This is a genomic window from Pseudoduganella sp. GW821-FHT11H04 (assembly GCF_058807935.1).
This window is the reverse complement of sequence record NZ_JBXARE010000002.1, coordinates 638,576-650,783: the sequence shown is the minus strand read 5'-3', so window position 1 is coordinate 650,783 and position 12,208 is coordinate 638,576. Positions and strand designations below refer to the sequence as shown.

11 protein-coding genes are annotated in these 12,208 nt (G+C 57.8%); 6 read left to right on the top strand and 5 right to left on the bottom strand.

The genetic code is table 11. The annotated features are described in order from the left end of the window. Positions 1–3: 3 nt before the first annotated feature. From AC1RTP_RS06750 to AC1RTP_RS06735, 4 genes are all read right to left on the bottom strand, one after another. Complete coding sequence (locus AC1RTP_RS06750; RefSeq protein ID WP_498605790.1) at positions 4–642, bottom strand: hypothetical protein; 639 nt, start codon at positions 640–642, stop codon at positions 4–6. 340 nt (positions 643–982) lie between these two features. Further along, entirely contained in the window at positions 983–1,300 is a 318-nt protein-coding gene (locus tag AC1RTP_RS06745; protein ID WP_498605789.1) for a hypothetical protein, read from the bottom strand. 22 nt (positions 1,301–1,322) lie between these two features. Continuing rightward, complete coding sequence (locus AC1RTP_RS06740) at positions 1,323–1,589, bottom strand: hypothetical protein (RefSeq protein ID WP_498605788.1); 267 nt, start codon at positions 1,587–1,589, stop codon at positions 1,323–1,325. Positions 1,590–2,914: 1,325 nt separating this feature from the next. Then, on the bottom strand, positions 2,915–4,216 hold the full coding sequence (locus AC1RTP_RS06735; RefSeq protein WP_498605787.1) for a cation:proton antiporter: 1,302 nt from the start codon (positions 4,214–4,216) through the stop codon (positions 2,915–2,917). Between the two features lie 540 nt (positions 4,217–4,756). On the opposite strand from AC1RTP_RS06735, the gene AC1RTP_RS06730 reads away from it, so the two are divergent. From AC1RTP_RS06730 to AC1RTP_RS06720, 3 genes are all read left to right on the top strand, one after another. Beyond that, positions 4,757–5,026 (top strand): hypothetical protein, encoded by a 270-nt coding sequence (locus tag AC1RTP_RS06730; protein WP_498605786.1) that lies wholly within the window; start codon positions 4,757–4,759, stop codon positions 5,024–5,026. Between the two features lie 507 nt (positions 5,027–5,533). Continuing rightward, the gene (locus tag AC1RTP_RS06725; protein ID WP_498605785.1) at positions 5,534–5,842 is read left to right on the top strand and encodes a transcriptional regulator; all 309 of its coding nucleotides are present in this window, start codon (positions 5,534–5,536) and stop codon (positions 5,840–5,842) included. Positions 5,843–5,998: 156 nt separating this feature from the next. Further along, the gene (locus AC1RTP_RS06720) at positions 5,999–6,211 is read left to right on the top strand and encodes a hypothetical protein (protein WP_498605784.1); all 213 of its coding nucleotides are present in this window, start codon (positions 5,999–6,001) and stop codon (positions 6,209–6,211) included. Positions 6,212–6,277: 66 nt separating this feature from the next. Here the strand turns inward: AC1RTP_RS06720 and AC1RTP_RS06715 are convergent, their stop codons facing one another. Next, positions 6,278–7,417 (bottom strand): GGDEF domain-containing protein, encoded by a 1,140-nt coding sequence (locus tag AC1RTP_RS06715; protein ID WP_498605783.1) that lies wholly within the window; start codon positions 7,415–7,417, stop codon positions 6,278–6,280. Between the two features lie 485 nt (positions 7,418–7,902). Here AC1RTP_RS06715 and AC1RTP_RS06710 point away from each other — a divergent pair, with 485 nt between their 5' ends. From AC1RTP_RS06710 to AC1RTP_RS06700, 3 genes are all read left to right on the top strand, one after another. Next, positions 7,903–8,106, top strand: a complete 204-nt coding sequence (locus AC1RTP_RS06710; RefSeq protein WP_498605843.1) for a cold-shock protein — start codon at positions 7,903–7,905, stop codon at positions 8,104–8,106. A gap of 223 nt (positions 8,107–8,329) precedes the next feature. Continuing rightward, positions 8,330–8,527 (top strand): hypothetical protein, encoded by a 198-nt coding sequence (locus AC1RTP_RS06705; protein ID WP_498605782.1) that lies wholly within the window; start codon positions 8,330–8,332, stop codon positions 8,525–8,527. Positions 8,528–9,143: 616 nt separating this feature from the next. Continuing rightward, a complete protein-coding gene (locus tag AC1RTP_RS06700; RefSeq protein WP_498605781.1) occupies positions 9,144–11,072 on the top strand; it encodes a TonB-dependent receptor plug domain-containing protein in 1,929 nt (642 codons plus the stop codon). The last annotated feature ends 1,136 nt before the right edge of the window (positions 11,073–12,208 follow it).

The following is a 12,208-nucleotide window of genomic DNA, read 5'->3' as shown; positions in this document are numbered from 1 at the left end:
CGCTTACAAGTTCGGGTGGTCGGCAGCAAACGCGACCGCGTCACACAATTGGCCATAGCGATAGCCGCCATAGAGGAAATGGCCCTCGACATAGGCGATCCCATGCAGTCGCATCACGCCTTCATCGCCATCCGTCGGGTGATAGGCGGACATCCAGTTCGGCACAAACATGTCGTCACGCAGGAAGCCGGCCTTGCCATGTTCGGCGATTGCGTAACGTAGCGCATCCAAGAACAGATCGTAACGGTGCTGCCGAAAAGCGTATCGTTTCCCATCAAAGGAAATCTCAAATCGCGCAGCCAGAGCTTCATCGGATTCTTCGCATTTCCCGGTATTCGGTGAGGTGTTCATGATCTTCCTCCCACTGCAATCCGTACTCCCATTCATCGCCAGGATCTGACGGTGAGCTTTGGACATCGCATCGGTGTTTGCATCCTCTCGGGACCCAAATGCGTCCTCGGGAAAAACAATCGATCGCGTCATCTTGTCTGGCCACTGAAGGCTATTGCAACCTGCGATGGGTGGCATATGTTTGAGGATGGCGGTGGACGCGAATTTCAGCGAGCCATCCTGGCACCTGAATTCTGCGCACCGCAGCAGGATCTTCCATCCCTGGAACCACGATATTGAATGTTGGCGCATGGCGCACTCCTTCGCTCGCGTTCAGGAACAGACTCGGAAAGACGGTCACAACGAGCAGGCCCACCTTTCCGGCGGGGCACGATAAGCGCGTGCCAGTCACAGGTATAAGACCACTTCACGACGATGAGGGACTTTGACGCGATTGCGCTGTCACGCTGCAATGCAGAGGAAGACCGGCACAAACTAGTAGTGTTGGCTGGGTACCTGCAACCCACTATACGCTCACCAACGGCATTCACCTAATGATTTCGGTCCTATCCGTACACACATGCAGATGGATCACTATCCCAGCCGCCAGCCGCCCTGGTTCGCACCAGCGCAGCAGCCACGGACCGATCTCTTACGACGTCCAGTGCTTCATGGCTTCTGCCTCGCGGGCAGCAGTGCGTTCCTCGCGTGCGGTGATCGGATCGCCCCCGTTGTCGACCAGGCCGGCAGCACGTTCTGCGTCGGCATGTGCGCCTTCGGCTTCGGCTCGCCCAGCTAGATTCTCGCTGGCGGGAGGTTCCAGCATGTCGTGCACCATGGCACGCAGTTCTTCCACGTCCGGCGGCAAACCGCGCCTTTTCCGTTGCAGAATGTAGTGTTGAATTTCAGATTCCTGTTCGGCACTCAGAGGCAGGCCGCGGAAGGAGAATTCCGGTCCAGAGTCTTTCATGACGGATCTCCTGATTGGTGACTCACACTGAGTGTACGCCTAAACCAGCGCACGCGTCGGCCTCTTGGAGATGCGCGTCGATCCACTCGCGTCCCCATGCTTTGGCGAACGACACCGCGTCTGCCGCCGCCTTCGCTACCCAAAGATCATGGAATGCGTACTCGTCCAATGCCGCGCCAGACTCGTGCGTGATGATGACCTGCGCAACGAAACACGCGTTACCCTGTTTGACGGGTGCGCAGTCCAGGAAGAAGCCCTTGTACCGAATCGCGTTGGTAATGGCCATCATCTATCTCCGGCGCAGCGACCTTGCTATCGCAATTATGTTAGTCCCAAACGTCTGGAAATGCCGGGCCACGCCATCGCACAGGACTTCGTCCGACAGCGCCCCCCCGTCATTACGGCATACACACCTCCTGCTCCTACCGCCCCACGATGCAAACGATGTTTCATCAGGCACGTTTGCCGGCAATCCGCCGGTCAGGCAGTGGATTAGGAATAGCGTGGCGCTCACGCGTTTGCCATAGCGGGCGGGCGAAAACCTCGGTGACCAAACGCAGCGGCAGCCCGGCCAGATGCGCCGAATTGTGGGCAAACCTCTCACCAAACGCAGCCCTGGCAGCTAAGGCTGCCGACATTTTTGCCGCAGTGGCGAGATCGATTCGGCGTGTCATCCTAGCAATCTACACCCTTCGACCCGTTCTAGTCGCCCAGCAGTCGCGCATCTCCGACAATTTCCGGTCACGCACAGCAACGTTGCCTGGGATCCGTGCCGAGACACAATGCGTCGACATGTCCAGGTCCGCACGTCTCCTGTCGCTGGCCAATGCGGCTTGTTCGATCCGGTGCCTTCCACATCGCGCATCTCGAACATCGCAGTCAGCTAGCTGGCAGCGTGGAATTGCCTCATTTGAGGATAGCGCCTAGACGGTTCCCCGGCGCGGAGGGCACCGCTCCTTGATCCACCGTCCGTGAAGGTCTTGCCGCCGGGCCCGCCATTCACCGAATCAGGCGCGGGCGATGCTCGCTCCACGCGAACATCGACATTCTGACGGCTGCGCAAACGTCGGGCACGCCACTCCGCGAGCAGCATCACGTAGTCCGGCACTCGCTGACGGCAGCGCAGACCGCTTGCGACTGGCTGCAATATGGAATGCCAATCGCTCAAGCATTCACAATGTGCTAGTCTGGTAAGTTCGCGGTCCGGATCCCTGTTGTACATCGGATGGCGTTTGCTGGACAGGTCGATTTGGGCTCAAAGGTGACGCCGTACAGATCCGCGCTGCATTCCCATGCACAGAGAGGGGTATCATGAGGACCATCTATTCTGATCGAAGGTACGACGTCCAGCAGTTTCGTGATTTGGACCATGCGATCGACCTGGTACGCACCCACGGCTGGCGCTATGCTGTCGAATACCTACGGAACCAACGCGTCGACGAGTCGACGTTACAGCGTGTACTTTTCGGCGAATGGTGCAGCCGTCGCGCCTCAGCCCACCATCTGATCATCGTCCAACAATTGCGCGCTCGCCAACACTGAAGCGCAGGATCCGTCCGCACTCACCGAGCTGCAGTGTGCAGCCGGCAATGGCGCCGTGTCCTGACGAGCTCTTCATTTCTCTGAATGCCGCTCATACCAGGTCATTAACGGCCGCACCGTGATCCCATGCGCGAGAATCGAGGCGGCCACAGTACCTAATGTCAAACTCACCAACTCTGGTGCGAACCCATTGGCGACGCCGTGATTCAAGGCAAATACCAGGTAGTAGATTGAACCGATCCCTCGAATGCCGAACCACCCCACCAGTACCTGCTTGTACAGAGGTACGCCAGCACCTGCCATTCCGAGCACGACCGACGCCGGGCGCACCACCAGGAACACCAGCGGTACAAACCACCACAGGCTGCTGAGGCGTCCTATTGCGGGCAACATCGCACCAATCATCATGACCATGCCGAGTTCGGCGATCCGTTCAAGCTGTTCATTGAATCCGAGGACGGCCCGTGTCATGACACCACTGGCGTGATGAGAATGGGTCGCGGGATCTTCAGCTTCATGCTCGTGCGCAGCAGCAACCCGGGGCAACGGCTTCGTTCCTGCCAACGGAAAGTTGCGTGCGCGGCGCAGTGCCAGGCCGGCGAAGAATACCGATAAGAAGCCTGACGCCAGGCAGCTTTGGGCCGCGCCAAACGAGACGGCGATCACGCCAAGCGAGAGAAATTCATCCATTCCAACGGCGCTGTGATGCCTGGTGCGCAAATGAATCACCAGCTTCCCCAGGAGCGCACCGATCAACGTCCCCATCAACATGCCGCCGATCGTCGACCACACGACATCCACCAGCCACCATGACCATGCGCGCTCGCCCAGGTCGTGTAGTTGCATCAGCCCTAGCCCCAACAATACCATGGGAAACGCCGTGCCATCATTGAGCGCACCTTCCCCGGCCAGGCTAAAACGCACGGCATCATGTTCAGACCCTGGTCGTGACTGAATCGCCGAGGCCAATACCGGGTCGGTGGGTGCCAGAATCGCGCCAAGCAAGATTGCCACGCCAATTGGCAAGCCGATACCAACTACGCCAATGGCAGCGATCGCGCCCACCGTGACCGCCATCGACAGAAAGGCCAGGCGATACGGCCCGATCCATCGCCGATCAAGCATCGGCACTTCAAGCTTCAAGCCAACCGAAAACAAGGAGATTAGCAGCGCGGCCTCAGCGACCAATTCCAGCGAGGACGCTTGCGCAATGGGGTCGAGGTCCAAGACGCCAAAGCCATACGGGCTGAGCACAACGCCAAGCCCTAGGTAGATCATCGCACCACTGAGTGGCAAGCGCGTCACCAGCGTTCCAATCAACATCATCACGATCAAGATCAGTCCGCCCACCAACACCCACGATGCGATCGACATCGACGCCCTCCATCAGGCACGCACGTTGCGCGAAGATTCTTCCGTCTGCCTTTCGCCGCCATTGTTACACGCCATCATTCGCGTGCAGCAGCCGGGTGCCAGCAAACAGATCGGCGAGCGCGTCCGCAATATTCACGGTGCCCACTTGACGCCACACGCAAGGCGCCAGTCGCGCGCGTCGCCAGCCAACGACAGGAGGTACGCCCCATGACGGTCGTCCCGCACCCTGCTCCACTATACGCTCTGGCGAAGCAAAGCATGGCGCGCCCTATCGGCGCAGCGCACGCACCGATCCAGGCAACGACGACCACAGGCGCATCTGCCCTTGGCGCCCCGCTTTACCCCGCTATCGCGGCAACGCTCACAACCAATTGATGCGTGGCAGGCAAGGCCCCGGCAAGCAAGCCCCTCCTCACCTATAATGAATTGAGGGGCCAGGCATTGCTATCTTGTGGATGATGTGCCCTATGGCACACAGCCCCCTGCCCCCAGACTTTGTTCGCACGCTGTGACCGCTGCTCTTTGGGTTGGGAGGAATCGATGGAACGCATGCTGGAATGGAAGGCTTCCTATTGTCGGTCAGATGGCAGCACCGGCTTAGTCTACATGGCATTGCCCAGTGAACCACTGTGCGCTGACCTGGTGGACGCCATCCTTCAATGGGATACTGATCACGCATACTTACAGGTGGATACGTATCCAGTGGCCGATCGATCTGCACAAGCGATGGCATTCATTGACCTGAATCAAATCACGAGCATGCATGTGAAGTCACTTGATGATGAGCTCGATGCGTCGTCGGACGCCTAGTTCGCCGTCCCCTGCGGCATCAAGCCATATGCCGTCACTATACGCCATGAGGGTCTACGATTCAGCGGTCTGGTCGCTCATTCCATCCCGTCGGGACTCGGCACAAAGCAGGACACTGGCGTGCCGCATACTCTCCTCAAAAGCCATTGCACGGAACGCATTGCGCGCTGCCGGACGACGGTTGCCATAGGTCGGCACATTGTGGCGGCATCGACGCTGCACCGCTGCAGCATATGATCCAACCGCATGAGCAAGGCCGTGGACACCGTTCCAGCCCGGCGTTTGCTCTCTCACTTGCCAGCCAGTTCGTTACGAAAAATCAAGGCTGCCATAGCGTCCAGGATGTCCCGGCCATAGACTGCATCGCCGCAGCAATCCTTCCGCGTCACGCCACGTCGACTTGACCGCCTCGCGCACTTCGCAGCGATAGCTGGCTGGTGCGGCCTCCCATCGGCGCAACGGCATTTAGGCCTATACTGAACTTACCCGATCACATTAGGAGGCGGTATGGAATTAATCGAAGCGGAAGACCTTGCCGAGTTTCGGAGGATTTTGCGCCACCATCGCCTGATCCGTGCAGACTTTTCTCTCAGCGCGACGGACACGACCGATCCCAAGACCGATGAAGTAGCGGGATTGCAGGGCGAATTGACTGTGCGACGCAAATCGACGGGGCAGACCAAACAATATCTGATCAGTGACAGCACGTCATGGCTCGACCTGTTCCGCAATGATATCCAGGGTGGTGCCTTTGTTGGCCAAGACCGCCTGCAAGTGCGTCATCCGATTAGCAAGGCGCCGAACACCGGCCATTGATCGCACGCTGTCCCCGAACAGCGGCCATCGACTGTGCCCGTGCAGCGCGCCCTTTCAACACCTCGGTGGCAAGTACGCTCCGCGTCTTCGTCATGCATAATCGCATAGTAATAGCCGGTCGTTGTGCGATACTTCACTGGTAAGGGGGAGCGCACAATGAACGAGAAACCTGAGATCACGCGGCGTGAGGACGTCTGGAGCGCCGCGATTGTGCAATACGGGATCGCCCTGAGCTCGATCGTAGGGATAGCCGGCGCTCAGCGCTATTTAGTGTCGCGCTCCATTCCCCTGCGCGTCATCGAGCGCGTTCTCTGCGCACCCATCGATGTGCGCCGCACACCGACACGCGCCAAGGCCCATTCCGAGTAGCGCGCCACGTCGGGACCATCTTGTCTTGCCGCCCAGACGGCAACGCCTCTTCGACAGATGGCTGGACTAGTGTGGCGCCCTGCCCCGTTGCCGCTTATGGCGATACATTTCTTCATCCGCACGTACCAGGTATTCTGCGAGCGTTTCCTCGCTGTGAATATCACAATTGATCACGCCAATGCTCAGCGACATCGTGATGCCCCCGTTCCTGCCCGCATTGAACTGGGCGATCTTGTCCCTGATACGCTCGACGATGGCACGCGGCGTCGCGTTGTCAAACGTAAATGCCGCAAATTCGTCGCCGCCAACCCGCCCCACCACGTCCGCGTGCCGGAACACGCTGTTGAAGATCTGGGCTGCATCGCGAATCAGTGCATCGCCGGCAGCATGCCCCTGTTGGTCATTGATCAGCTTTAATCCATCCACATCGGCAAAGATCACTGCGCACGCCAGTTCCTGGCGGCGGGCGATCAACAGGCATTGCTCCGATTTGGTGAGGAATCCCCGCCGATTCTGTAGGCCGGTCAACTCATCTTGGGCTGCCAGTTCACGCGCTTCGACTTTTTCATGCTCGCTGACACGAAGCTCTTCCATATGACGCGATTGCGTCACAGCAAAGGCATGGAAGTACTCCTTCACCTCTTCTTCCCGGTGCAAATGGTCCAGGAGGTTGTTGAGACGAACACCGGCCAATTCTGCTACGTGAGGCAGAAACGCGAGCGCATGCTGCTGCACCGACGGCTCCGGCGGGACCTGCCAACTCAGTGCAATGTAGCCTCCGTTCACGTCATGGGAGCACGGGGCCGCCACGTGACATCCGTTATCCAGCGTAAATGCTTGCAAAGGCGTTGGAAGTGTGCCGCTTCGCACCAGCTTGCGCACTTCACTACACATGCGATGATTCAGTTCAAGACAACTGGCTCCGTCCGGTGTATCGAGGTAGAAGCAACTGTCACCGCTATCATAGCTACTAATGAGCAGGATCGCATCCGGTCTCAGCCCGGGTAAGCCCTCGGCCACAACACGCAGCGCCTCTTCCACACTGTTCGCGCATAGCAGAGCTTTGGCAATCCGCAGCAACGCCAACAGCTCACTCTTCCTTGGCGGGCGGGACGTGCCAGTGTTCGTTTTCGCGGCCGTCCGAACACCCTTTCGCCTTGGCAGCACTGCCGCGTACGCATCAGACATGATTTCAATCTTTTCCATTGCTCATGCATTCAAACGTTCAACATCCCTCGCAGCATAAAGCCGCCAGCTGACTGGCTTCAGATCAACCAATGCTGAGGTCACAAGACGGCCCTAATACTATTGGTTGCCGCTCGAAGCGATCGCAGAATCACGCCTTCGCCTCGTATCTGGATGCAAGCCACCGCATGCGTTTCCGCTGTGCGGGCTTCCACAGTAACACGCGCCGAGCCCATGCACCGATCTCGCTTCCTATCAGATCTTTCATGTTGGTAGGATTTCATCCTGATTTCCAAATTGGTATAAATAGCGCTAGGTGTGAGCTGTAATGCCCTGTATATTGAAGCTACCGCAAATGAAGCACCGCAATTAATTGCCGGTCTCTGTCCTGTCTTGCCGTACCTGGCAACTCCTGTCTGATTCCCTCGCTTGTTGACCCTGCTTGTTGGCGCGCTTCGCCGGGCAAGGCCCGACTCTATCCATCTACTAAGAGGTTTATCATGACTATGCAAACCGGTATCGTTAAATGGTTCAACGAAGCCAAAGGTTTTGGCTTTATCAGCCCCGACACGGGCGGTCCTGACCTGTTTGTCCATTTCCAGGACATCAAGGCGACGGGATTCAAATCACTGGCAGAAAATCAGCGCGTGACGTTTGAACGCGCCCCCAGCCCCAAAGGGGAAAAAGCGACCAACGTCACGCCTGCCTGAACGAGTAGGTTGGCCGCAGCCGCTAAGAAGCACTCGCACGTGAGCGCATCCCACGATGCTGCGCGTGCGCGCGCGGCATGTTCGGCAAGCGGCCCCGAGCAGCGTTGCAGGAACAGATGAAACTGGACCGCTGAGCGCCAGTGCGCTTTGCGGTCTATTTAAATTGATTCCAGGCGGTCCTGGTGGGAAAGGTGCTATGGTGGGTTCTTTGAAGGGATGACGCATGGAACTGACGAACCCCAGGCCCATTTTTCTGAACGATCCCCATGGATGGCATTGGTGCTTAACATGGAAGAACGCCAGCGGACACGAAATTCACCGGGTCGAGTCGAACAAGACGTTCGCCACCGAAGTCGAGGCAAGAACCGACTTCAGAATTCGCGAAGCCGAACTTTTTAGTCAGCAACACAGTGTTGAATGATCCTTACCCGCCACCGCATTTAGCGCGGGCGCATTGTTCCACCAATCGGCCAAAGCGCACCACCAATCTTGAGGACAAGGTCGCGCTCAACAAGCTTTGCGCGTTTGGCCGACGCCGTCGGTCCGGTCCTGCGGCAGACGTTGCCCACGATACTGCCTATTCGCCTTGATGTTGCCCCACGACCGTTTCCATGATCCTGACCCAGGCTCATTTCAAAGGCCAGCGCACAGCGTAGCGCTGCCAGCACCATCTTCCGAACGCGGCGTCCGAATGCGGCCTTCTATACGACAACTCGCGCGCGAACTGTAGAACGGCGCCCGGCAAGATTGATGGATGACGATCTAATAGATCAAGATCGGCGCGCTCGGGAGAGGTGCGAAAGCCGACCATGCTCAGATAGTTTGTGTCAGATTCGCCATTCATATACTGAATTGACCCAAGAATTGGATAGAATCTCCCTTACCAATTTGAGATATCGTAGTCCAAGCCCATTCTGTCAAGATTTTCAGCCACCATGGCGATAATGCGCGCGTTGCCGATTGCTATCGCTGTTCTAGCTGCCTTCGCCACTGGCAGGCCGGCTTCGGCTGGTACATTGCCGGGAGACTTGCTATCAATGTCGCTCGAGGACCTGGGCAACATCGACGTCAGCGCCAGTTCATTGCTCCCTTCGACCTTGTTGTCCACCGCTTCGTCAATCAATACTGTTTCCAGAGTCGAATGGGAGCGCAATGGCGCCAGACGACCATTGGAGGTATTTGATGGCATGCCTGGTGTTTTTATCATGCCGCATTCCAATGGCAATCAAGTGCTCGCCATTCGCGGCTATGCACGCCTGACGTCCTTTACCGGGGTCGCGGTGACGCTCGATGACGTGCCGCTCACTGACCTGTATCGGTCATCCCCTCAATACAACTTCCCGGGCATCAATCTTGGCGTCATGTCGCAGATGCAGTTGATTCAGGGACCAGGTTCCGCGCTCTACGGCAGTGATGCTTTCCATGGCGTATTGGCACTTCGCACTGTCGAAAGCGACGTGCCTGGGCAGCAGACATCCATGGCGGCGGGAAGCAAAGGCTATTTTGAGGCGGCCGCACGCTACGTAGCAGCGTTTGGCGCAGACAGTCACTGGGGCCTGGCATTCTCGGCGAATGGCCAGGGCGATCAGGCGCGTACCGCAAGCCGTCCTGACCCCACGAGTGGCGCACCGATCTCGGTAACGCGCGAAAACCGTTTCCTCGCCCAGACGGCGGTACTAAAGTTGTCCAAGGATGCCGGTTCGGGGTGGAGGTTCCATGGCGGGCTCTACCTCCATCGCTACAGCGCGGACAATTTCCAGGGCCTGGGGTCGCGCCTGGCTGGCGCTCAAGACCTCGGGGGCCTCGACACCCGCTTTGCCATGTTGCAGACTGGCTTAAAGAAGCAATACGGCGACCAGGGCTCGCTCGAACTGAAAGCTTATGGTTGGTGGGTGGACAACGACCTCGCCGGCCGACTGCAACTGCCAACAGGCCCCGTGCAGCGGGACCTGTACAGCCGACAGGACCGCTTTGGCCTGCAAGCAATCTATCGCGACTCGTCCCCGAGATGGCACACCGATTGGGCCTTAGCATTGGCAACTGAGCGATTAAATGTGCGCGATGTCCATGTAGTGATGCATACATTGATTGGGACTCTGCTGAGTGACAAGCCCAATGCCGCGTCGGATGCGCACCGCAACGTGCACAGTGCAACCTTGGAACTGAACTCTCGCCTTGGACAACACTGGAGCGCAGTGTACGGCGCTAGAGTCGACGACTATTCTGACTTCGGTCGTCATTCATCACCGCGGCTTGGACTGATCTACCGACCCAATAATGACGCAGCACTGAAGCTGTTGTATGGCCAAGCGTTTCGCGCACCTTCGGCTGCGGAGCGCAATGGCACGGCCAATACGGTGCTGGGAAATCCTGCCCTGAAGCCGGAAGTGATCGACAGCGTGGAGTTGGTGGCAATCCAACAGCTGTCCACATTGCAATGGCAGGCAAGTTTGTTCAAATCCTCCTGGCACGATGGCATCGCGATCGTTTTCCGTCCGGAGATCCGCATCAATCAATTCCAGAACGTCGAGCGCAATCGTGCTCATGGCGTGACAGCCAGCGTTACATGGCGCTACAACGACTGGCAGTGCGAAGCCGGCGGCGCATGGGTGGCAAGCCGGAATGTCAGCACTGGCGCACCCTACAGTATTTATCCCCAACGCTCCGTGAATCTTTCTGTCGCGAGAAGCCTGCTTGACGGCGCGGCTCGTATCAGCATTTCACAGCGATGGATGAACGGATTCAATGATATTCCCGGCGGTGACGTTTTTGCACCAGGACGTCTCCCGACGTACGCACGCACGGATCTGTCGTACCGTCATGCTGTCTCGAAGGCACTAACGCTGACCGCGGTGGTGCGAAACCTGCTGGACCGCGATAGTCGCTACCCGTCGCCACTCGGATCGGTCGGTGGCATTCCAGATGACCGCATCAACGCCACAGTACGAGCGGCCTGGAGTTTTTAGCATGGCAGGCCATTTCAAGGAAACCAGATCGATCTTCGATCCTGCCTGCGTGTAACCCAGTCCCGGGCTAGGGGAAAACCGTCGCCGGCCCGCCTGTCCCCTAACGTCACGTAGGCTAAGCCGACGCGCGTCAATTTCCCGGCCATGCCCGTCTGCATCAAGATGCCGGCCTCGCGACGGTCGTTGCATACCGACAGTCCAGCGCCGGAGCCCGGATATGCGAGCAATTGGGATCAAACGGTATGCAGGCCGCCCATCATGAACCCGACGACGGTCGAATGATTTGGCCGATTCTTGCCTGGTAGGTGCGCGATACGACGACCTTTTCAGTTTCGCACAAGTAGCCCAGGCCGCCGTCGCGAAACGACAAGGCTCAAGGCATCGGTTTAGGCTGGGAGCTAGTCGCCCAGTTCACGATTTGCTGGGCTAGTTCGAGACTAGCACTTATCGCTAAATGCTTACACTTCACGTCTCCCTCAAAGGTAACGAGTTAAGCAGGCCATTTTGACATGGCACAGAAAGTGAGATCGCCATGCAATCCCCAGAACCAACCCGAGAAATAACCGAATGCAGCAATGCCATTCTTCCGCGTTGACAGTCCTAGTTGATTGATCGACGTCATGCTTCGAATCTTCACAGAGCTGACGTGATTTCGATTCACTGCTAGAGTGTAAAGGCTAGTCAACCAGATTCAAGCGCAGGTAGAACGATCAGTCCTTGGGCAGACTATTACTGTAAGCCCGGGCGCCACACCTCTTTCCGACGACCAGGTCACATACTTTAGAGCCTTGCTCTACGACGCCGCAAGACTGAGAGATCTTGGAATTATTAACGGCGTAAAACTGCACCCGCAGACCCACGCTCTGACATTCACACCTATTAGCTCGAAGGCATTCTCCCAAAGCGGTGGGTCTTCAATCCAAACCAATCGCGCTCGACATCCATCGGGGACTTCCTTGACCGACACCTTTCTGGTTCGGCCTGCATTTGTGGGCCGCTTTCCGTCGGCCGAGCTTGATCCTAGCCGTTTCGCAGGATGCGAAGTCGCCGCGGTTGCGTCGCCCCCCCCGTTCAGCACGCGGCGTTTGCCCGACTGATGTCCTTCGCATCGCCTGCGGCTGCAGCATCGTGTCGAC